This is a genomic window from Rhodoferax lacus, assembly GCF_003415675.1.
Taxonomy (GTDB): domain Bacteria; phylum Pseudomonadota; class Gammaproteobacteria; order Burkholderiales; family Burkholderiaceae_C; genus Allorhodoferax; species Allorhodoferax lacus.
The window spans coordinates 200228-220788 of sequence record NZ_QFZK01000005.1 but is presented as its reverse complement, the minus strand read 5'-3'; the positions used below and the strand labels follow the sequence as shown (position 1 = coordinate 220788).

The 20561-nt window shown below is 62.1% G+C and carries 20 protein-coding genes and 1 other RNA gene; 13 read left to right on the top strand and 8 right to left on the bottom strand.

All coding sequences use genetic code 11. The annotated features are described in order from the left end of the window. Window positions 1-23 precede the first annotated feature (23 nt). Window positions 24-554, bottom strand: a complete 531-nt coding sequence (gene ppa, locus DIC66_RS10930; RefSeq protein ID WP_117177030.1) for an inorganic diphosphatase — start codon at window positions 552-554, stop codon at window positions 24-26. A 220-nt stretch (window positions 555-774) separates the two neighbouring features. Between ppa and DIC66_RS10925 the strand changes: the two genes are divergently transcribed. The 5 genes from DIC66_RS10925 (at window position 775) to moeA (ending at window position 6773) form a co-directional block, all read left to right on the top strand. Next, window positions 775-2838: a sodium-translocating pyrophosphatase gene (locus DIC66_RS10925; protein ID WP_117177028.1), complete on the top strand. Its 2064-nt coding sequence runs from the start codon at window positions 775-777 to the stop codon at window positions 2836-2838. A gap of 133 nt (window positions 2839-2971) precedes the next feature. Then, a complete protein-coding gene (locus DIC66_RS10920; RefSeq protein ID WP_117177219.1) occupies window positions 2972-3613 on the top strand; it encodes a response regulator in 642 nt (213 codons plus the stop codon). A gap of 66 nt (window positions 3614-3679) precedes the next feature. Next, window positions 3680-4843, top strand: a complete 1164-nt coding sequence (moaA, locus tag DIC66_RS10915) for a GTP 3',8-cyclase MoaA (RefSeq protein WP_117177026.1) — start codon at window positions 3680-3682, stop codon at window positions 4841-4843. A gap of 2 nt (window positions 4844-4845) precedes the next feature. Next, window positions 4846-5499, top strand: coding sequence for a molybdenum cofactor guanylyltransferase MobA (mobA, locus tag DIC66_RS10910; RefSeq protein WP_117177024.1), 654 nt, complete (start codon window positions 4846-4848; stop codon window positions 5497-5499). Then, window positions 5496-6773 (top strand): molybdopterin molybdotransferase MoeA, encoded by a 1278-nt coding sequence (gene moeA / locus DIC66_RS10905; RefSeq protein ID WP_117177023.1) that lies wholly within the window; start codon window positions 5496-5498, stop codon window positions 6771-6773. Before mobA ends, moeA begins: the two co-directional genes overlap by 4 nt. Window positions 6774-6868: 95 nt before the next feature. Here moeA and rnhA read toward each other — a convergent pair whose 3' ends face one another. Both rnhA and DIC66_RS10895 read right to left on the bottom strand, forming a co-directional pair. Beyond that, a complete protein-coding gene (rnhA, locus tag DIC66_RS10900) occupies window positions 6869-7327 on the bottom strand; it encodes a ribonuclease HI (protein WP_117177021.1) in 459 nt (152 codons plus the stop codon). Then, entirely contained in the window at window positions 7324-8115 is a 792-nt protein-coding gene (locus DIC66_RS10895) for a class I SAM-dependent methyltransferase (RefSeq protein ID WP_199534709.1), read from the bottom strand. Before DIC66_RS10895 ends, rnhA begins: the two co-directional genes overlap by 4 nt. Here DIC66_RS10895 and gloB point away from each other — a divergent pair. Both gloB and DIC66_RS10885 read left to right on the top strand, forming a co-directional pair. Continuing rightward, complete coding sequence (gene gloB / locus DIC66_RS10890) at window positions 8114-8884, top strand: hydroxyacylglutathione hydrolase (protein ID WP_117177019.1); 771 nt, start codon at window positions 8114-8116, stop codon at window positions 8882-8884. The two genes, DIC66_RS10895 and gloB, sit on opposite strands and share 2 nt — an antisense overlap. Further along, complete coding sequence (locus DIC66_RS10885) at window positions 8881-10437, top strand: transglycosylase SLT domain-containing protein (RefSeq protein ID WP_117177017.1); 1557 nt, start codon at window positions 8881-8883, stop codon at window positions 10435-10437. The genes gloB and DIC66_RS10885 overlap by 4 nt, the downstream gene beginning before the upstream one ends. A gap of 4 nt (window positions 10438-10441) precedes the next feature. Here DIC66_RS10885 and DIC66_RS10880 read toward each other — a convergent pair whose 3' ends face one another. Genes DIC66_RS10880 through dnaX form a run of 4 tightly spaced genes read right to left on the bottom strand, consistent with a single transcriptional unit; the run spans window position 10442 to window position 13897 of the window. Continuing rightward, the gene (locus tag DIC66_RS10880) at window positions 10442-10855 is read right to left on the bottom strand and encodes an MAPEG family protein (protein ID WP_117177015.1); all 414 of its coding nucleotides are present in this window, start codon (window positions 10853-10855) and stop codon (window positions 10442-10444) included. 41 nt (window positions 10856-10896) lie between these two features. Beyond that, complete coding sequence (gene recR, locus DIC66_RS10875; RefSeq protein ID WP_117177013.1) at window positions 10897-11487, bottom strand: recombination mediator RecR; 591 nt, start codon at window positions 11485-11487, stop codon at window positions 10897-10899. 19 nt (window positions 11488-11506) lie between these two features. Beyond that, window positions 11507-11839 (bottom strand): YbaB/EbfC family nucleoid-associated protein, encoded by a 333-nt coding sequence (locus tag DIC66_RS10870; RefSeq protein ID WP_117177011.1) that lies wholly within the window; start codon window positions 11837-11839, stop codon window positions 11507-11509. A gap of 30 nt (window positions 11840-11869) precedes the next feature. Beyond that, on the bottom strand, window positions 11870-13897 hold the full coding sequence (dnaX, locus tag DIC66_RS10865; RefSeq protein WP_117177009.1) for a DNA polymerase III subunit gamma/tau: 2028 nt from the start codon (window positions 13895-13897) through the stop codon (window positions 11870-11872). Window positions 13898-13972: 75 nt separating this feature from the next. On the opposite strand from dnaX, the gene ffs reads away from it, so the two are divergent. From ffs to DIC66_RS10845, 4 genes are all read left to right on the top strand, one after another. Then, window positions 13973-14068: signal recognition particle sRNA small type (gene ffs, locus DIC66_RS10860), an RNA gene on the top strand. 31 nt (window positions 14069-14099) lie between these two features. Then, a complete protein-coding gene (locus tag DIC66_RS10855; RefSeq protein WP_117177007.1) occupies window positions 14100-14330 on the top strand; it encodes a hypothetical protein in 231 nt (76 codons plus the stop codon). A gap of 77 nt (window positions 14331-14407) precedes the next feature. Beyond that, window positions 14408-15235, top strand: a complete 828-nt coding sequence (locus tag DIC66_RS10850) for a phosphate/phosphite/phosphonate ABC transporter substrate-binding protein (RefSeq protein ID WP_117177005.1) — start codon at window positions 14408-14410, stop codon at window positions 15233-15235. Next, window positions 15232-17148, top strand: coding sequence for an ATP-binding protein (locus DIC66_RS10845; RefSeq protein ID WP_117177003.1), 1917 nt, complete (start codon window positions 15232-15234; stop codon window positions 17146-17148). Before DIC66_RS10850 ends, DIC66_RS10845 begins: the two co-directional genes overlap by 4 nt. A gap of 4 nt (window positions 17149-17152) precedes the next feature. Here DIC66_RS10845 and DIC66_RS10840 read toward each other — a convergent pair whose 3' ends face one another. Continuing rightward, window positions 17153-18406 carry a TIGR03862 family flavoprotein gene (locus DIC66_RS10840; RefSeq protein ID WP_117177001.1) on the bottom strand — a complete coding sequence of 418 codons (1254 nt, stop codon included), beginning with the start codon at window positions 18404-18406 and terminating at the stop codon, window positions 17153-17155. 188 nt (window positions 18407-18594) lie between these two features. On the opposite strand from DIC66_RS10840, the gene trxA reads away from it, so the two are divergent. After that, window positions 18595-18927, top strand: coding sequence for a thioredoxin TrxA (trxA, locus tag DIC66_RS10835; protein WP_117176999.1), 333 nt, complete (start codon window positions 18595-18597; stop codon window positions 18925-18927). A 223-nt stretch (window positions 18928-19150) separates the two neighbouring features. After that, window positions 19151-20413, top strand: a complete 1263-nt coding sequence (rho, locus tag DIC66_RS10830) for a transcription termination factor Rho (RefSeq protein ID WP_117176997.1) — start codon at window positions 19151-19153, stop codon at window positions 20411-20413. The last annotated feature ends 148 nt before the right edge of the window (window positions 20414-20561 follow it).

Genomic DNA, 20561 nt, shown 5'->3' with positions numbered 1-20561 from the left:
GCTCAAGCGGCCGCAGCCGCCACTCAGGCCTTGTTGTAGGCCGCAATACCGTCCATGATTTCCTTGCGGGCAGCCTCTGGGCCTTCCCAGCCCAGGATCTTCACCCACTTGCCTTCTTCCAGATCCTTGTAGTGCTCAAAGAAGTGGGCAATGGTTTTCAGGCGCAGGGGCTGCAGGTCTTCCGGCTTTTCCCAGCGGCTGTACAGCGACAGAATCTTGTTGGTGGGAACTGCCAGCACCTTGCCGTCCATGCCCGCTTCGTCTTCCATCATCAGAATGCCGATAGCGCGGCAGGTCACCACCACGCCGGGTATCAGGGGCACGGGGGTAATCACCAGCACATCCACAGGGTCACCATCACCGGATAGTGTCTTGGGGACATAGCCGTAGTTGGTGGGGTAGTGCATGGCCGTGCTCATGAAGCGGTCCACAAAAATGGCGCCGGAAGCCTTGTCCACCTCGTACTTGACGGGGTCTGCGTTCATCGGGATTTCGATGACTACATTGAAGGCATCGGGGCAGTTTTTTCCGGGGGTAACGTTGTCGAGGGACATAGGTGGTCTCTTTGCTGATTGAAATCAAAAACTGTAAGGATTAACCCTGATTTTACTGACTCGGCCCTTGCGATCCGGGCAGTCTGCCAATTTTTAACGCTACAGTGATCGCGTTGGCCAATCTTCTCCAAGTGCGTGTTGAGCAGGAGCAACGAGGAAGCAACGCAGCGGGCCAGCCCATGCGTTGGCCCTTTTTTGCGAATCAACAAGGAGATTTCATATGACGGGCAACTCGGCGCTGATACTGGCGCTCGTATGTGGCTTTATTGCCGTGGTCTACGGCGTTTGGGCACGCAGCTGGATTCTTTCGCAGGATGCGGGCAATGCCCGGATGCAGGAAATTGCAGCTGCCATCCAGACGGGCGCTGCAGCCTACCTCTCCCGGCAGTACCGCACCATTGCCATGGTCGGCGTGGTGCTGGCCATCCTGATTGCGGTATTCCTGGACACCATGAGCTCGGTGGGCTTCGTGCTGGGCGCGGTGCTCTCGGGCGCCTGCGGCTTTATCGGCATGAACGTGTCGGTGCGGGCCAATGTGCGTACGGCACAGGCAGCCACCCGCGGCATTGGCCCGGCGCTGGACGTGGCCTTTCGCGGCGGCGCCATCACCGGCATGCTGGTGGTGGGTCTGGGACTGCTGGGCGTCACGGCCTTCTACTGGTTTTTGGTGCCTGACGGCATGGTGACTGCGGCCAAGCTCAATCCGCTGATCGGCTTTGCGTTTGGCTCATCGCTGATTTCCATCTTCGCCCGACTGGGCGGCGGCATCTTCACCAAGGGCGCGGACGTGGGTGCCGACCTGGTGGGCAAGGTCGAAGCCGGCATTCCGGAAGACGACCCGCGCAACCCGGCCGTGATTGCCGACAACGTGGGCGACAACGTGGGCGACTGCGCCGGTATGGCCGCTGACCTGTTTGAGACCTATGCGGTTACGCTGATTGCCACCATGGTGCTGGGCGCCCTGATGCTGGGCGCAGGCGGGCCCAATGCCGTGCTGTATCCGCTGAGTCTGGGCGCGGTGTCCATCGTCGCCTCCATCATCGGCTGCTTTTTCGTCAAGGCCTCGCCCGGCATGAAGAACGTGATGCCGGCCCTGTACAAAGGTCTGGCAGTGGCCGGTGGGCTGTCGCTGCTTGCGTTTTACTTTGTGACCCAAAGCATGTTTCCCACGGCCGTGACCGCCGCGGACGGGCGCGTCATCTCCGCCAGCGCCCTGTTTGGTGCCTGCGCGGTAGGCCTGATCCTGACCGGTGCGCTGGTCTGGATTACCGAGTACTACACCGGCACCCAGTACGCACCGGTGCGCCACATCGCCGAGGCTTCCACCACAGGGCACGGCACCAACATCATTGCCGGCCTGGGTGTTTCCATGCGCTCCACTGCCTGGCCGGTGCTGTTTGTATGTGCCGCCATCTACAGCGCCTTTGCGCTGGCTGGCTTGTATGGCATTGCCATTGCGGCTACCTCCATGCTGAGCATGGCCGGTATTGTGGTGGCGCTGGACGCCTACGGCCCCATCACCGACAACGCCGGCGGCATTGCCGAGATGGCCGAACTGCCCGCCAGCGTGCGCGACATCACCGACCCGCTGGACGCCGTGGGCAACACCACCAAGGCCGTGACCAAGGGCTATGCCATCGGCTCGGCCGGTCTTGCCGCCCTGGTGCTGTTTGCCGACTACACCCACAAGCTCGAAGGCCTGGGCAGCCACGTGAAGTTCGACCTGAGTGACCCCATGGTCATCATCGGCCTCTTTATCGGCGGCCTGATTCCCTACCTGTTCGGAGCCATGGCCATGGAGGCCGTTGGCCGCGCCGCCGGTGCGGTGGTGGTGGAGGTGCGGCGGCAGTTCCGCGACATCAAGGGCATCATGGATGGCTCGGGCAAGCCCGAGTACGACACGGCCGTGGACATGCTCACCAGTGCAGCCATCAAGGAAATGATGATCCCCAGCCTGCTGCCGGTGGTGGCGCCCATCCTGGTGGGTCTGGTGCTGGGCCCTGCCGCCTTGGGGGGACTGCTGATGGGCACCATCGTGACCGGCCTGTTTGTGGCCATCTCCATGTGTACCGGTGGCGGCGCCTGGGACAACGCCAAGAAGTACATTGAAGACGGCAACTTTGGTGGCAAGGGGTCGGAAACCCACAAGGCCGCCGTCACCGGCGACACCGTGGGCGACCCCTACAAGGACACCGCCGGCCCGGCCATCAACCCGCTGATCAAGATCATCAACATCGTGGCCCTGCTCATCGTGCCGCTGATGATGAAGATTCATGGCGGCTGATTAGCCCCAAGCCAAGCCCGCCCATGTGCGGGCTTTCTTTTTTGTGCGCTGGCAACCCTATTGGGCCAAAATCACCCAAATAGTCTAGGATCAGCCCCTGCGTAGCATCTATCGCAACAAAAAAGAGCCGTTGGTGAAAATACTTGTAGTTGATGACCATGCACTGGTTCGCGAAGGGCTGCGCCAAGTGCTCAAAGGTTTGGAAGAAAACCTGGAAGTGCTGCAGGCCGGGACCTGCGAGCAGGCGTTTGCCATCGCACAGACCCATGGCGACCTCGATCTGGTATTGCTGGACTACCACCTGCCAGACATGAATGGCCTGGCAGCGCTGGCTGTATTTGGTGAACACCATCCGGAGCTTCCCATTGTCCTGCTCTCCGGCTCCGCCAGTATCCACATCATGCGCCAGGTGCTGCAAGCCGGTGCGGCTGGTTTTGTCACCAAGTCCTGTGTCAGTGACGAGTTGCTGCGCGCCGTGCGCAGCGTGCTCGGGGGAGACATCTACCTTCCACAGGAGCTCAATGCCGCCAGTACCCTGGAAGCCTCAGGCTCCGCGGGCAAGCCCGTGCTGACACAGCGCCAGGAATTGGTGCTGCGCTGCCTGCTGGACGGACTGGCCAACCGCGAAATTGCCGAACAGTTGCATGTGTCCGAAGAGACCGTCAAAACCCACGTCACCGCCATCCTGCGTCACTTTGATGTGCAGAACCGTACCCAGGCCGTCGTCGCTGCGGCACGCATTGGCTACCGGCCCTTGAGTGCAAGCGGCAACTGAACAGATGCCCCTACACGTGGCAGGCCCGCCAGTGCGAAGCCGGGATGCAAGAGGGACAATAGGCCCATGTCTGAAAAACCGCCACAGCGTATCGTTCCCCTGCTAGACCTGCGCCCCGGCGCCCTGCCCATACCAGGGGAAAGCCCGCAACAGCCCGGGCTGCAAACACCCGCGGGATGGCTGGCCGATACCCGGGGCCGCACCTTGCGCGATTTGCGCATCAGCGTCACCGACCGCTGCAACTTCCGTTGCAGCTACTGCATGCCCAAGGATGTCTTCACCAAAGACTATCCCTACCTGCCGCATGCCTCACTCCTGACCTTTGAAGAAATCACCCGCATTGCAGGCCAGTTTGTGGCGCAGGGAGTGCAAAAGATCCGGCTCACTGGCGGCGAGCCCTTGCTGCGCAAGAACATCGAAATTCTGGTTGAACAACTGGCCGCACTGCGCACGCCTGAAGGCGCAGCCTTGGACCTGACGCTCACCACCAACGGTTCTTTGCTCACACGCAAAGCCGCAGCACTCAAAGCGGCGGGGCTGAAGCGCCTGACCGTCAGCCTGGACGGCCTGGATGACACGGTGTTTCGTGCCATGAATGATGTGGATTTCCCGGTGCAGGACGTGCTGGACGGCATTGCCGCGGCACAGCAGGCAGGCTTGGGCCCTATCAAGGTGAATATGGTGGTCAAACGCGGCACCAATGACCAGCAGATCCTGCCTATGGCGCGGCACTTCAGGGGCACGGGCATTGTGCTGCGCTTCATCGAATACATGGACGTGGGCGCCACCAATGGCTGGCGCATGGATGATGTGCTGCCCTCGGCGGATGTGGTCCGCCTGCTGCAACAAGAGCTGCCCCTGATTGCACTGGAAGCCAGCCAACCCGGCGAGACCGCTCAGCGCTGGGGCTATGCAGACGCCCAAGGTCAACACGACCCGGCGGCCGGAGAAATCGGTGTCATCAGCAGCGTCACGCAGGCCTTTTGCTCCGACTGCAACCGTGCGCGCCTGTCCACCGAAGGCCAGCTCTACCTGTGCCTGTTTGCCTCCCAAGGCTACAACCTTCGCGATCTGGTGCGTGGCCAGCAAACCGATGCCGAGCTGGCGTCCGCCATTGCGCGTATCTGGTCTGCGCGCACGGACCGTTACTCCGAATTGCGCAGTGCCGAGGGTGCCGCGCCGCCCGGAGACGGCAAGCGCAGGGTCGAGATGAGTTACATCGGAGGCTAGCCATGGGCCTTCCCCGGATTCCTGCAGCAAAAATCTGCGCCGTGGTTCTGGCCGGGGGCCGCGCCACCCGCATGGGCGGCCTGGACAAGGGCCTGCAAATCTTTCGCGGCCAGACCCTGGCGGCTATTGCCTTGGATCGCCTGCGCCAGCAAACCACAGGCGCACCCGGACTGATCGCCATCAATGCCAACCGCAACCTGGCAACCTACGCCAGCCTGGGCGTGCCGGTATGGAGTGACAGCGTGCCCGACTTCGTGGGCCCGCTGGCCGGCTTTCTGGTGGCCATGGAGCAGTGCCAGGGCTACTACGACTATGTGCTCAGCGTGCCTTGCGATTCCCCCCTGTTCCCGCTGGACCTGCTGGAGCGGCTGGCCCAGGCACTGTGCACAGAACAAGCCGACATCGCCATGGCCATGGCACCCGATGCACAGGAAGATGGCAGCCAGGTGCTGCGTCCACAACCGGTGTTTTGCCTGGTGCGCAGCAGCCTGCTGGGCAGCCTGCAAGGTTTTATTGCCAGCGACGGTCGCAAGATTGGCGCCTGGACCGCCAGCCACCGTCAAACCAAGGTGCCGTTCAATGCACCGGGCGACGACCCGCGCGCTTTTGCCAATGCCAACACGCTGGACGAGCTACACGATTTGGAGAAGACATGAGAACCTTGGAAGAAGTTGCCGCCAGCTTGCAAGGCTATGACCCGCAAGCCTTGCGCGCAGACACCGCGCTGCAGTTTTTGCGCTCGTTGGTCACACCTGTTACCGGCACGGAGACTGTGGCACTGAAGGCGGCCCTGGGCCGGGTGCTGGCTCTGGACGTGGTGTCCCCCATCAACGTGCCAGCGCACGACAACTCGGCCATGGACGGCTATGCCTTTCGCGGCGCACTGCTGCAGGCCGATGCGCCACTAAGCCTGGAAATCGCCGGCACGGCCTTTGCCGGAAAGGCCTGGAGTGGCAGCCTGGGCGACACCCAATGCCTGAAGATCATGACGGGCGCTGTGATGCCGGAGGGACTCGACACCGTAGTGCCGCAAGAACTGGTGCAGGCAAGCGCCACGCACATCACCATTCCCGCGGGCGCCTTGCGGCAGGGTGACAACCGCCGCTTCAAGGGCGAAGACCTGTGCCAGGGCAAACCCGCCCTGCTGGCGGGCTGCACCCTGGGCCCCGCGGCTCTGGGCCTGTTGGCCAGCCTGAACATTGCGCAAGTCACGGTGCGGCGCCCACTGCGGGTGGCCTTCTTTTCCACGGGCGACGAAATCCTCAGTCTGGGTGAAGCCCCGCGAGAAGGCGCGGTCTACGACAGCAACCGCTACACCCTGTTTGGCCTGCTCACCCGCATGGGCGTGCAGGTGCTGGACATGGGTGTGGTGCGCGACGATCCGGCCGCACTGGAAGCCGCCTTCACACAGGCGGCAGCACAGGCCGATGCCATCATCACCAGCGGCGGCGTCAGCGTGGGCGAAGCCGACCACACCAAGGCCGTGATGCAACACGTGGCCGGGGGCGCAAGCGGGGTGGCCTTCTGGCGGATTGCCATGCGACCGGGCCGCCCCATGGCCGTGGGCCGCATTGGCCAGGCCCTGCTGTTTGGCCTGCCCGGTAACCCCGTGGCGGTGATGGTGACCTTCTTGGCCTTTGTGCGCCCTGCGCTATTGCAGATGATGGGCAAGACTGAGCAGGAAACCCCTTTGCTCAAAGCCCACAGCCTGGAAGCCCTGCGCAAAAAGCCCGGGCGCACCGAATACCAGCGCGCCATCGTCCAGACCGGCAGCAATGGGCAACTGCAGGTGCGCACCACCGGGCAACAGGGCTCTGGCGTGCTGAGTTCGATGGCTGCGGCCAATGGACTGCTGGTGCTGCACCACGACCAAGGCAACGTGGCCGCGGGTGAAGAGGTCGACGTGCTGATGTTTGACGGCGTCATATAAGAGCCCCCACGTTCGCTCGCTGCGCGTAGCTCTCTGCCCCCTCAAGGGGCTAACCCGGCTAGGGGCGGCCCGGCGCCGGGTTGCCATCCAATAAGCTATGCCCGTCGTTGGGCCAGCGCCTTTTCCACCCCCAGGTTCGCCAAGCCGTCAGCGCGCTCGTTGCCTGGGTCACCCGCATGGCCCTTGACCCAGCGCCAGTCGATGGTGTGGCCCGCATTGGCCACAAGCGCGTCCAGGCGCTGCCACAGGTCCACGTTTTTCACCGGCTGCTTGGCGGCCGTCTTCCAGCCCTTGGCCTTCCAGCCAGCCAACCACTCGGTAATGCCCTTGAGCACATATTGGCTGTCCACATGCAGCACCACCTTGCAGGGCCGCTTGAGCGCACTCAGCGCCTCGATCACCGCCAGCATCTCCATGCGGTTGTTGGTGGTACCCAACTCGCCGCCGCACAGCTCTTTTTCAGAGCCATCCACTGAGCGCAGCAAAGCACCCCAGCCACCCGGGCCCGGGTTGCCCTTGCAGGCGCCGTCCGTATAAATCACCACTTCATTCAATCTGCATTCTCCCGATTCGAATATTCAGTCAGTCGGTTGGCCACGGACACGGAACTGCCCGCACGCACCGGCTTGGCCTTCCAGGCCGGCTCCAACAGGCGCATGCCCCGCACACGCTTCACCGCCACCAAAAAATACGCTGCGCCGAGTATGGGCCACCAGCGCGCGCCAGCCCGGTCCATCCAGGCAAAACGCCGCAACCATTTCTCGCTGCGCATGGCAGGCCGGTAGCAACCGAACTCGGCGCTCTCCACCTCGAAACTCAGCAAACGCAACCAGTCGCGCAAGCGCCAATGGCCCAGAAAATCGCCGCCTTCGGGCAGGAACAGCGTGCCCTGCCCCAGGTGCTGGTACAGGCGTCCGCGCCCCTGCTTGAAGCCCCACAGGCTGGTGGGGTTCATGCCGCAAATTACCACCCGGCCCTCGGGCACCAGCACACGCTCCACTTCGCGCAGGGTGGCATGCGGATCGGCACTGAACTCCAGGGTATGGGGCAGCACCAGGAGGTCCAGGCTGCTGGACGCAAAGGGCAAGGCGCAAAAATCAGTCACCAGCGCTGGCGCACGCGCATGGCCTTGCGGGCTGGGGCTCCATTGACTCAGGGCCAACCAGCGGTGCGGCATGCGGTTAGTATGCAGGGCATCCATTTGCGGCAAGCCAAGTTGCAACGCGTGGTATCCAAAAATATCGGCCACGGCCGCGTCCAGACGGGCGCGCTCCCAGGCCAGCAGGTACTGTCCCGGGGGTGTCTGCAGCCAATCAACCAAACCTATAATTGTTTCGCTCATGAAGTTAATTCCGCTGCCCGCTTTCACTGACAACTACATCTGGATGCTGCACGATGGCCACCAGGCGTTGGTTGTGGATCCCGGTGACGCCCAGCCCGTGCTCGATGCCCTGCAACGTGAGGGCCTGCAACTCGAATCCATTCTAGTCACCCATCACCACGCAGACCACACCGGTGGCGTGGCGGAACTGCAAAAGACCACCGGCGCGCAAGTATGTGGGCCGGCCACAGAAAACATTCCCGGACCACTGCAGGGCCTGAGCGGCGGAGATCGCTACTCATCACTCGGGCTGGTGTTCCAGGTGCTGGATGTGCCAGGACACACCGCAGGCCATATTGCCTTTTACTGTGACGCCGTGGATGGGGTGCCCTTGCTGTTTTGTGGCGACACGCTTTTCAGCGGTGGCTGTGGGCGCCTGTTTGAGGGAACCCCGGCGCAAATGCTGGCCTCGCTGGACAGCCTGGCCGCCCTGCCCGACAACACCCGCGTGTGCTGCACCCATGAGTACACCCTGAGCAACCTGAAGTTTGCAACGGCGGTGGAGCCCGACAACACCGATCTGCAACAGTACCGTGCGCAGTGTGAAGCCCTGCGTGCCAAAGGCCTGCCCACACTGCCTTCCAACATGGCACTGGAGCGCAAGATCAATCCTTTTCTGCGCAGCCGTATGCCCGCTGTGGTGGCCTCTGCCACGGCCCACGACGCCGCGCTGACCCGCAACAGTGGCGCCTTCGCATGCTTGCGCCAATGGAAGAACGACTACCGATGAATGCTTTGAAATGGCTAGGCCTTTGTGCGCTGGTATGGCTCACGGGTTGCGCGGCAACGGCCGAACACAAACCGGACCCGGTAATGACCGACAGCGCCCCTGTGGTGCTGGCGCCCAGCACCACACTCAACAGCGCGGCCAAGACACCCGCAACTTCCGCTCCAAATGCCCGTGCAGCTGCGGCGAATGCCAAACCTGCGGCTCCAGGCGACACCAAGCTGCAGGCCAATCTGGACGCCGACTTGCGTGCCAGTTCGCGCGCCGTGGCATCTTTGTCGCCACCCAGGGATTTGTGGGAGCGCATTCGCAATGGCTATGCCATGCCCGACCTGGACAACGACCTGGTGCATGACCGTGAACAGTGGTATGCCAATCGCCCGGACTACATCTTCCGCATGACCGAGCGCTCCAAAAAATACCTGTTCTACATCGTCGAAGAGCTCGAACTGCGCAACATGCCCACCGAACTGGCCCTGCTGCCCTTTGTCGAAAGCGCCTTCAATCCGCAAGCGGTTTCAGGCGCAAAGGCTGCTGGCATGTGGCAATTCATGCCAGCCACCGGACGCGACTTTGAGCTCAAGCAAAACGTATTTCGCGATGACCGCCGCGACGTGCTGGCCTCCACCCGCGCCGCGCTGGACTATCTGCAAAAGCTCTACAACATGTTTGGTGACTGGCATCTGGCGCTGGCCGCCTATAACTGGGGGGAGGGCAGCGTTGGCAGAGCGATTGGCAAGAACCAGCGCGCGGGCCTGAAAGCCGGCTACACCGACCTGAGCATGCCCATGGAAACGCGCCTGTATGTGCCCAAGCTGCAGGCCATCAAGAACATCGTGGCGCAACCCGGCGGCTTCAATTCGCGCCTGCCCGATATCGGCAACCACCCTTACTTTGATACCGTCACGATACGGCGCGACATCGACGTCGTGCTGGCAGCCAAGCTCGCCGAAGTGCCCATGGAAGATTTCAAGGCGCTGAACCCTTCAGTCAACAAGCCCGTCATCATGGCAGCCGGCACACCCCAGATCCTGCTGCCCTGGGACAATGCCAAGGTGTTTCAAGCCAACCTGGATGCCTATAGCGGCGGTCGCCTGGCCAGTTGGACGGTGTGGGTAGCCCCCAGCACCATGCGCGCGGCCGATGCCGCCAAACGGGTGGGCATGGGCGAGGCCGAGTTTCGCAGCATCAACAACATACCGCCACGCATGATGATCCGCCCGGGCTCCGCCCTGCTGGTGCCACGCAGCGCGCACAGCGGGCAGGACGTGACCAGCCATGTTGCCGATACCGGCCAGATGACGCTGTCGCCGGAAATCGTGCTCAGGAAAACCAGTGTGCGTGTCGGCAAGGGCGCCACGGTTGCCAACGTGGCTTTGAAGTACAAGGTCAGTGCCGCCAGCGTGGCGCAGTGGAACGGTGTGGCGGTTTCAGCCGCCTTCAAGAACAAGCAGACAGTAATCTTGTATTTGCCGCCAGGCAAAGCCAGCAAGGCTGCTCCCGCGCGCGCAGCAGCAGCACCCGCAGCCAAAAAGGCTGTCAAAAAACGAGGTTAGCGCGTCAGCGGTAGCCGAGAAACAAGATTGCGATGTTGGCCGCAAAGGCGGCGGCCCAGACAGCGGTGCGCACGCTGGGCATATTGGCCAGGTACATCATCACGTAGACCAGACGCAGCACGATGTACAGAAAGGCCAGGATATCGAGCCGCCCCTGGTGCGCACCCAACTGGTGGGCGATGATGACGGCACCCATGAAAAACGGCAGCGCTTCAAAGCAGTTGGCCTGAGCTGCGTTGGCACGGGCGCGCCACTCAGTCAGCCCAGCCAGCCAGGTGCGCGGGTTGGCGTTGTCAAAGCCGCCCAGTTGGCGTGGCGTGGTGAACATGCCCCACTTGGCAATGCCGGCACACACAATGGGCAGCAAGGCGGCCACAAAAACACACCAGTAGGCCAGCGAAAAATGTGCGTAAGGCATTGGCTCTCAACTTTCGAAAAACAGAAGAGCTGGAGACTGCGTCAGCGCCGGTCCACCAGCGCGTGGGCTATGGTGCCCAAGTCTACATATTCCAGCTCGCTGCCCACTGGCACACCGCGCGCAAGGCGCGTAGGTTTGATGCCCCGGACCTTGAGCGCCTCGCTGATGACATGGGCCGTGGCCTCGCCCTCGGCGGTGAAGTTGGTGGCCAGAATGACCTCCTGCACCTCACCGTCGCAGGCCCGGTCAAAAAGCTTCTTCAGACCCAGCTCGTGCGGGCCTATGCCATCGAGCGGACTGAGCTTGCCCATCAGTACAAAGTACAGCCCATGGTAGGCACCGGTGCGCTCCATGGCCGACTGGTCGGCCGGGGTTTCCACCACACACAGCTTGGTGTGGTCGCGCTTCTCGTCCATGCAGGTGGCACACACCGAGTGCTCGGTGAAGGTGTGGCAGAGCTCGCAGTGCTTCACCAGCGTACAGGCGTCCTGCAAGGCGCGGGCCAGGTACTGCGCGGCCGCACGGTCATGCTGCAGCAAATGAAACGCCATGCGCTGCGCCGACTTGATGCCAACGCCGGGCAGGCGCTTCAAGGCCTGTATCAGCGCATCCAGCGAGTTGGCGTCGGACATGGGCGGTGTGGCTGTCGCGTCAGAACGGGAACTTCATGCCGCCGGGCAGGCCCGGCATACCGGCGCTGATCTTGCCCATTTTTTCGGCCGAGGTTTCTTCGGCTTTGCGCACAGCGGCGTTGAAGGCGGCAGCCACCAGGTCTTCAAGCATGTCTTTGTCGTCGGCCAGCAGGCTGGGGTCGATCTGCACGCGTTTGACGTCGTGCTTGCAGCTCATGGTGACCTTGACCAGACCGGCGCCGGACTCACCGGTGACGTCGATATGGCCGAGCTCGTCCTGGGCCTTCTTCATGTTGTCCTGCATGGCCTGGGCTTGCTTCATCAGGCCGGCGAGTTGTCCTTTGTTGAACATGGTTTTCCTTCAATGGGTTAAAAAATACAATCAGACGGGCTTGATGCTGCCGGGCACGATTTTCGCGCCAAAGTCCCGCACCATAGCCTGCACAAACGGGTCATCCAGAATGATCTTTTCGGCTGCGCGCTGCTTCTCCTCAGACGCGGCCGCATTGCGCCGGGCGGGGCAGTCGGTGATGCGGCCAATCTCCACTGCCAGCTTGATGTCAAAGCCGGCGTTGCGCAGGGCCGCAGTCAGGCGCTCGCGCGATCCGGGCTGGTTGAGTGTCTCGCGCTCCACGCGCAGCAGCCACTGGTCGGTGTCGCGTGCCACCAGTTGCGACTGCAAAGCCAGCTCGCGCACCATGGCAGTAATGGCTTCGGCGGCCACCAGTTGCTGCACGGTGGCATGCCAGAAATCGCCCTCCTCGGTCGGAATCAGTACCGGTGCCGCGGGACTCAGCGCCAGGTCTGCACGCGACTCGCTTTGCTGGCGCACGGGCATGGCCATCACCCGGGTAACAGGCTGTGCAAGCCGAATCTCAGGTGCTGCCGGGATGTCTGCATCTTTGGCATCGGATGGCCTATCGGATGCAGGGTCTGCCGCAGGATCGCTGTCACGCACTGCCAGCATTTGCCCGGCCGGCATACCGTCCGCAGGCTCAACCGGAACGGCGGCGATGATGGGCTCGGGCGGCGCGATTGCCGGGGCCAGGGGACGGCGTGCGGGCGCAGGAACAGGCGCGACCGTACCCGGACCGCTGACCACTACACCGGGTTCTTCTGCAGGGGCATCTTCCCAGGGTTGCACCACGCGCGGCTTGATCGGGGCAGGTGGCTGCACGGACATCGTCTCGGCAGGTGCCACGGGTAGAGGGCGCACAACAACTGGCTCGGGCACCACACGGTGAGACACCAATGGCTGCGCAGGCGCTGCAGCCCTGGGTTCAGTCTGCGTTAGAGTTTTTTTTTCCGCTGGCGGCTTGAAGGCCAGCAGTCGCAGCAGCACCATGGTGAGCGCGGCGTACTCATCGGGCGCCAGTCCCAGGTCGGCGCGGCCGTGCAGGCAGATGCTGTAGAGCAACTGCGTCTCGTCTGCTGGCATGAGGTCGGCCAGGCGCGCCAGGTCGCCGGCCTCGGGGTCGGACTCATCGCCCGCCACCGGGCCTGCAGCCTGCAACACCGCCATGCGCTGCAGCACAGTGGACATTTCCTCGAGTGTGGAGGCAGCACTCAGGCCGTTCAGGCGCAGGGTCTCGGAGGTCTCCACCACCTGCCTGCCGTCACCGGTGGCCAGAGCCCCGATCAGGCGAAACACGTAGCTGCGGTCCACACTGCCCAGCATTTGCCGCACCGTGGCCTCCTGCAACTGGCCCGAGCCGAAGGCAATTGCCTGATCGGTCAGGCTGAGCGCATCGCGCATGGAGCCGCGTGCTGCGCGCGCCAGGAGGCGCAGGGCCTGCACTTCGGCGTTCACGTTTTCCAGTTGCAAGACCTGCACCAAGTGCTCGCGAATGGTCTCAGGCGCCATGGGTCGCAGATTGAACTGCAGGCAGCGCGAGAGCACGGTGACCGGCACCTTTTGCGGGTCGGTGGTGGCCAGCACAAACTTCAGGTATTCGGGCGGCTCTTCCAGGGTTTTCAACATGGCATTGAAGGCCGTGTTGGTGAGCATGTGCACCTCGTCGATCATGAAGACCTTGAAGCGTCCCTGCACCGGCTTGTAGACGGCCTGCTCCAGCAGGGCCTGCACTTCATCGACACCGCGGTTGGAGGCGGCGTCGAGCTCGGTGTAATCCACAAAGCGGCCACTGTCGATGTCGGTACATGCCTGGCACACGCCGCAGGGTGTAGCGGTAATACCGCCCTGCCCGTCCACACCCTGGCAGTTGAGCGACTTGGCCAGGATGCGTGACACCGTGGTCTTGCCCACACCGCGGGTGCCGGTGAACAGATAGGCATGGTGCAGGCGCTGGGTGGTGAGCGCGTTGCTCAGGGCCTGCACCACATGGTCCTGCCCCACCATTTCGGTGAAATTGCGGGGACGGTACTTGCGGGCGAGCACGAGATAGGACATGCCGCGATTCTACGGGCTAGGTCACTGTGCAAGCGCAGTCAACGGAAGGCCCGGGGCTCGACTACAATACAAGCTGACGGGCCTCCCCGCATGGCAAAGCGGCCAACCGGGTCAGGTGGGGAACCAAGCAGCCCTAACTGTGGAGTCAGTGCCGGGGTAAGGCTCGTCAACCCTATTCAATGTGTTTTGACAGTGAGACGTCGTGCTCTCCCAACGTACCTTACGCTGGCTCAAAGCCTACCTTCCCGGCAACAAGCCCCCCAGTCCTGAGCAGCGCGCCAGAGATCTGGTGGCTGCCATCGATGCAGGTGGCTTGCCACTCAACCCCGCACGTGTGAACGACATTGCCAGGCAGCTCGGGCTTGAGGTGTCTACCCGTGCGCCCATGCCAGAGACCATAGAGCGGATTCGCCAGGCCTTGCAGCGCAGCTAGATCAAGAAAATGCGGATTGGCACTGGCTTGGCGCCAGAGCAGCCGGATAATCGGGGTTCGAAAAATCAAGGGGCCCCATGCGAATTTCCACTCCGACCCGTAGAGCACTCCTTGGCCTGGCCCTGTCTGTCTGCAGCCTCACGGCGCTGGCCCAAACACCTGCGGTGTTTCGCCTCGGCATTGCGCCGCACACTAGCGCCCGTGTCATTCTGGAGATGTACCAACCACTGCGTGCGCACCTTGAAAAAGCCTTGGGTGTTCCGGTCGAAGTCGTCACGGCCCCTGACTTCACCGAGTTTGCCAGGCGCATGCTCCACCAGGAATACGACATTGCCGTCACCACCGGACACCAGGCGCGCCTGGCGCAAACCGATGCCGACTATGTGCCGCTGCTGACCTACAGCGCCGATTTCCGTGCTGTTGCACTGGTGGCAGGCAACAGCAAGTTCAAGACTGCCAAAGACCTGGTTGGCAAGCCGGTGCTAGGCTTGTCCCCCACTTCGCTGGTAACCCTTTGGGGCCAGCACTGGATGAAGCAAAACGGCAACCCCGACACTCTGCGCTACGTCAGTGCGTCCGACAGTGTGGCGCGCCTGGTGCTCTCGGGCGAGGCGGTAGCGGGATTTACCTCCTTGGCAAACTACCAGAGCCTGAGCCGGGAATTGCAGGCCCAGATGCGCTTTCTGGTGATCAGCGACCCCTTGGCCGGCCGGGTTTACATGCTCAACAAGCGCCAGGCCGCGCGCAGGGAGCAGATAGACGCCGCACTGCAGACCTTTGCGCTCAGCGCTGAGGGTAAGTCGTATTTCGAAAAATTCAAGCTGGAGGGCTACCGCAAGCTCAAACCCAAGGAACTCGAAGCGATGGAGCCCTACGCCCGGGAAGTGCGCACCTCACTGCAATGAAGTTGGTTAGCTTCAGCCTGCCCATGCGCTCTGTTCGCGCCCGCTTCCTGCTGGCTGCGGTGGTGGTTGAGGCCGTCATGCTGACGCTGCTGGTGAGCAACAGCTTGCGTTTGATGAACAGCTATCTGGTGGAACAAGTGGAGCAGCACGCCCGACAGATCACGCCGGTTCTGACGGCAGCCACCATTGCTCCCATGGCGCAACGCGACTATGCCACCGTGCAATCGGTGCTGGATGAAAGCCTGAGCCAGAAAGGCGTGAGCTATCTGGTGGTGGTGGATACCCAGAACAACCGCGTGGCCAGCAGCGGTTGGCCCAAAGACCAGCCCCTGCCAAAGCCAGACTCAGGCATTGACCTGTCCCTTGCTGCAGGCATCCCCGTGCACCATGTGCAAACACCCATCCTGATGTTTGGCCAGCGGCTGGGAACCATGTACATGGGTCTGGACCTGTCGCACATCCTGGCCGCACGCAAGGCTCTGTTGACCCAGGGTGCCCTGATTGCAGCAGGTGAGCTGGCCATGTCGGCTCTGTTGTTGATGGTCCTGGGCCTTTGGCTGACTCGCCATTTGGTGGATCTGACACGCGCCAGCCGGGAGGTGACCGCGGGCAACCTGAGCCCGGCGCCGGTCAACGAAGGCGATGACGAACTCGGCCAGCTGGGTGCAGCCTTCAACGCCATGTCCAGAACCATCAAACAACGGGTGCAGGACCTGGTGCAGGCAAAAGAGCAGGCAGAGCAGTCCAACCACGCCAAGAGTGATTTTCTGGCAACCATGAGCCACGAGATTCGCACGCCCATGAATGGCATCATGGGCATGACCGATCTGGTGCTGGACACCCGGCTCGATGCCGAGCAACGTGAACTGTTGATGGCGGTAAAGACCTCTGCCAACGCGCTGCTGGGCATCATCAACGAGATACTGGATTTCTCCAAAATCGAGGCCGGCAAGGTAGAGCTGGAAGCCATTGAGTTCGACCTGGAGCAGCTGCTCAGGCACTGCCTGGCGCCCCTGCGCGCACGCGCCGAAGGCAAGGGCCTGAAGATCGAGAGCATGGCATCGGGCACGCTGGACACCCATCTGGTGGGCGACCCAAACCGCTTGCGCCAGGTCTTGAACAACCTGATTGGCAACGCCATCAAGTTCACGTCCCGGGGTGGCATTACGGTGGGCTGGGAATGCAGGGCCGAGACTCCGCACAGCTTTCGCTTCTGGATCAGTGACACGGGCATAGGCATCCCTGAGGACAAGCAAGGCAGCGTCTTTGAAGCCTTCACGCAAGCCGACAACTCCACCACCCGGAACTACGGCGGCACCGGCTTGGGTCTGACCATTTCCTCCACGCTGGTGCATTTGATGGGCGGCAAGATTCAACTGGTCTCTGCCGTGGGCAAAGGCAGCACCTTTGAATTCACCTTGCCATTCAAACCTGGTAGGCCACTGAACACTTTGGTACTGGAGGCACCGGCGCAGGCCTCTGCGCTTGCTCCACACGGAACCGATGCATCGACCCAAGCGCATGGTTTGCACGTGCTTCTGGTGGAAGACCACCCTATCAACCAAAAGCTTGCACTCAGCCTGATCGAGCGTGCAGGTCACCGGGTAACCCTGGCGCACAACGGTGAGGAAGGCCTGCACCTCGCCATGCAGCATCCATTTGATTTGGTACTGATGGACATGCAGATGCCGGTGATGGATGGACTGGAGGCCACCCGTGCCATCCGCTCCCATGAGGCGGCGCACAAACTGGCGCGCCTTCAGATTGTGGCCATGACGGCCAATGCCATGCCCAGCGACCGCCAGGCCTGTGACGACGCGGGTATGGACGGCTTCCTGTCCAAACCATTCAAGGCGGAAGACTTGCGCGACCTTCTGCGACAGACGCAAGAGCGACTGGCAGTCGCTCAATGAGCCTCTAGGGCGCGTGCTCCAGCCAGTGGAGCAAGCCCTGCCCTGCTATGCGCCCGGTAGCCAGGCAAGCATGCAGCAAATAGCCCCCCGTGGGCGCTTCCCAATCCAGCATTTCGCCAGCACAGAACACACCGGGCAACTGCTCCAGCATCAAACCCTCGGTCAGCACCTCGAACAACACGCCGCCAGCGCTGCTGATGGCTTCGTCGATCGGGCGTGCCGCCTGTAGCGTGATGGGCAAAGCCTTGATGGCGCCTGCGAGTTGGGCCGGGTCATTGATGGCCGGCTTGTCGAGCAGTTCATGCAAGAGGGCAGCCTTGATGCCGTCCAGGTTCAGGCGGCTCTTGAGGTGGCTGGACAGCGAGCGCGAGCCACGGGGGTGGCTGACCTCTCGCAACACCTGTTCGGCCGTCATGTCGGGTAGCAGGTCCAAGGCAAAGCTGGCACTGCCGTTGCGAATGATCTCGTCACGCAAATGGGCCGAGGCGGCGTAGACCAGGCTGCCTTCCACGCCCGAGGCCGTTGCCACAAACTCACCTTTGCGACGCCACAGTTGCCCGTCTGGCAGGACCATGGAAATGGCGACAGATTTGAAGGGCTGCCCGGCAAAGCGGCTGCGGAAATACTCGCTCCAGCCGCCCTGGGCATCAAAACCGCAATTGGACGGCAGGAGCGGCGCGACGGCCACGCCCTTTTGCGCCAGCAGAGGTACCCAGGCGCCGTTGGAGCCCAGCCGTGCCCAACTGCCCCCCCCCAGTGCCAGCACCACCGCAGCGGCCTGGAATGCATGCGGCCCCTGCTCCGTTTCAAACTGCAGGCTGTTGTCTGCAGCCCACCCCGTCCAGCGATGGCGCATGTGAAACTGCACGCCCTGGCCCTGTGCCGGATGGCGCAGATGGTGCAACCAGGCGCGCAACAGCGGCGCGGCCTTCATGTCCTTGGGGAAGACGCGGCCCGAGGAGCCGACGAAGGTTTCAATGCCCAAGCTTTGCGCCCATTCGCGCAGGGTTGTGGCATCGAAATCCTTGAGCACGCGCTCAATCGCGCTGCGGCGCGCACCATAGCGCCCGGCAAAGGTGTCGGCGCCCTCGGAGTGGGTAAGGTTCAGGCCACCCTTGCCAGCCAGGAGGAACTTGCGGCCAATGGACGGCATGGCATCAAACACGTGCACGGCCAAGCCTGCATCCGTCAATATCTGGGCGGCCATCAGGCCAGCAGGACCGGCACCAACGACGGCAACAGGAAGGGAGTGTTTCATGGAGTATTCAATTCAATCAGCAAAGCAGCCATGGAGTGGAGCACATAATTCAGCGGCAATCTGTGCCAGCCATGACCACAACAATTTTTGCTATGCCGTCCATAGGGGAAGGGCTGGTCTTCGTGGGCTTGGTTTCTGTCACAATGCCGCAACTTCAGCGGTATCTGAAACTCCAAAAGGAAAGCATTATGGCCAGCGATCTCATCAAACACGTTACCGACGCCAGCTTTGAAGCTGACGTTTTGCAAGCCACCCAACCCACCTTGGTGGATTACTGGGCCGAGTGGTGCGGCCCCTGCAAGATGATTGCGCCCATTCTGGACGAGGTGTCCACCAGCTACGCAGGCAAGTTGCAGATCGCCAAGATGAATGTGGACGAGAACCGCGATATCCCCGCCAAGTTTGGCATCCGCGGCATTCCCACGTTGATGCTGTTCAAGGACGGCCAACTGGCCGCCACCAAAGTGGGCGCTATGAGCAAGGCCCAGCTGACCGCCTTCATCGACCAGCAACTGGCCTGATCGGCTGCATGTTGAAACCCGCGGCCGTGACACTGCAGCACGGCCGTTTTTTCCTGTCATAATCAAACCCGTTCACAGAATCCTTTGAAGGACAAGCATCCCACCCGGATGCTGAACACCGAGGCGCAGTCATCCATCTTGCCTCTCCCCTTATTCCCCCTGAATTTCGAATTTTTCCGGTTTTCCTCCGACCTTTCGGCAAACCTCCTACGGGACCCAATCCATGCATTTAAACGAACTCAAGGCACTGCACGTGTCCGAAGTCCTGAAGCAGGCTGAAGAGCTTGAGATCGAAAACACCGGCCGCATGCGCAAGCAAGAGCTGATGTTCGCCATCATCAAGAAGCGGGCCCGCACAGGTGAGCAGATCATTGCCGACGGCGTGCTGGAAATCCTGCCCGACGGCTTCGGCTTTCTGCGCAGCCCCGATACCAGCTATACGGCCAGCACCGACGACATCTACATCAGCCCCAGCCAGGTGCGCCGCTTCAATCTGCACACTGGTGACATGATTGAAGGCGAAGTGCGCACACCCAAGGATGGTGAGCGCTACTTTGCCCTGAACAAGCTCGACAAGGTCAACGGCGACCTGCCCGAGAGCAACAAACACAAGGTGATGTTCGAAAACTTGACGCCGCTGTTCCCCAAGTCGCAGATGCGCCTGGAGCAGGACATCAAGGGCGAAGAAAACATCACTGGCCGTGTGATCGACATCATCGCCCCCATCGGCAAAGGCCAGCGCGCCCTGATCGTGGCCCAGCCCAAGAGCGGCAAGACGGTGATGATGCAGCACATTGCGCACGCCATCTCGGCCAACTACCCCGACAGCTACCTGATGGTCTTGCTGATTGACGAGCGTCCGGAAGAAGTGACCGAGATGCAGCGCACGGTCAAGGGCGAGGTGATTGCGTCTACCTTTGATGAGCCCGCCGCGCGCCACGTGCACGTGGCCGAAATGGTGATCGAGCGCGCCAAGCGCTTGGTCGAGTTGAAGAAAGATGTGGTCATCCTGCTGGACTCGATTACCCGCCTGGCCCGCGCTTACAACAACGTGGTGCCCTCTTCCGGCAAGGTGCTCACCGGTGGTGTGGACTCCAACGCCCTGCAGCGGCCCAAGCGTTTCCTGGGTGCCGCGCGCAATGTGGAAGAAGGCGGCTCGCTGACCATCATCGCTACCGCCCTGGTGGACACCGGCAGCCGCATGGACGAAGTGATTTTTGAAGAGTTCAAGGGCACCGGCAACTCCGAAATCCACCTGGACCGCCGCCTATATGAAAAGCGCGTGTTCCCCTCCATCCAGCTCAACCGCAGCGGCACACGCCGCGAAGAGTTGCTGCTGCAACCCGAGATCCTGCAAAAGACCCGCATCCTGCGCCAGTTCCTGTACAACATGGACGAGGTGGAGGCGATGGAGATGGTGCTCAAGCAGATGCGCGCCACCAAGACCAACTCCGAGTTCTTCGACATGATGCGAAGAGGCGGCTAGAAATAGTGCCCCCACGCTCCCCCACTGCGTGTGGGTCGCTGCCGCAAAAGGGGGCCCTCGCGCCTTGGGGCGGCGCTCAAGGGGCTTCGGCCAAGTGGCGTGTGGGCAGTAGGTTATAATCTGAGGCTTTACGCGATAAGTACCCCGG

Coding starts and splice junctions, on each gene's coding strand:
- ppa (WP_117177030.1), bottom strand. CDS start 554: ATGTCCCTCGACAACGTTACCCCCGGAAAAAACTGCCCCGATGCCTTC.
- DIC66_RS10925 (WP_117177028.1), top strand. CDS start 775: ATGACGGGCAACTCGGCGCTGATACTGGCGCTCGTATGTGGCTTTATT.
- moaA (WP_117177026.1), top strand. CDS start 3,680: ATGTCTGAAAAACCGCCACAGCGTATCGTTCCCCTGCTAGACCTGCGC.
- mobA (WP_117177024.1), top strand. CDS start 4,846: ATGGGCCTTCCCCGGATTCCTGCAGCAAAAATCTGCGCCGTGGTTCTG.
- moeA (WP_117177023.1), top strand. CDS start 5,496: ATGAGAACCTTGGAAGAAGTTGCCGCCAGCTTGCAAGGCTATGACCCG.
- gloB (WP_117177019.1), top strand. CDS start 8,114: ATGAAGTTAATTCCGCTGCCCGCTTTCACTGACAACTACATCTGGATG.
- DIC66_RS10895 (WP_199534709.1), bottom strand. CDS start 8,115: ATGAGCGAAACAATTATAGGTTTGGTTGATTGGCTGCAGACACCCCCG.
- DIC66_RS10885 (WP_117177017.1), top strand. CDS start 8,881: ATGAATGCTTTGAAATGGCTAGGCCTTTGTGCGCTGGTATGGCTCACG.
- DIC66_RS10880 (WP_117177015.1), bottom strand. CDS start 10,855: ATGCCTTACGCACATTTTTCGCTGGCCTACTGGTGTGTTTTTGTGGCC.
- recR (WP_117177013.1), bottom strand. CDS start 11,487: ATGTCCGACGCCAACTCGCTGGATGCGCTGATACAGGCCTTGAAGCGC.
- DIC66_RS10870 (WP_117177011.1), bottom strand. CDS start 11,839: ATGTTCAACAAAGGACAACTCGCCGGCCTGATGAAGCAAGCCCAGGCC.
- dnaX (WP_117177009.1), bottom strand. CDS start 13,897: ATGTCCTATCTCGTGCTCGCCCGCAAGTACCGTCCCCGCAATTTCACC.
- DIC66_RS10850 (WP_117177005.1), top strand. CDS start 14,408: ATGCGAATTTCCACTCCGACCCGTAGAGCACTCCTTGGCCTGGCCCTG.
- DIC66_RS10845 (WP_117177003.1), top strand. CDS start 15,232: ATGAAGTTGGTTAGCTTCAGCCTGCCCATGCGCTCTGTTCGCGCCCGC.
- DIC66_RS10840 (WP_117177001.1), bottom strand. CDS start 18,406: ATGAAACACTCCCTTCCTGTTGCCGTCGTTGGTGCCGGTCCTGCTGGC.
- trxA (WP_117176999.1), top strand. CDS start 18,595: ATGGCCAGCGATCTCATCAAACACGTTACCGACGCCAGCTTTGAAGCT.
- rho (WP_117176997.1), top strand. CDS start 19,151: ATGCATTTAAACGAACTCAAGGCACTGCACGTGTCCGAAGTCCTGAAG.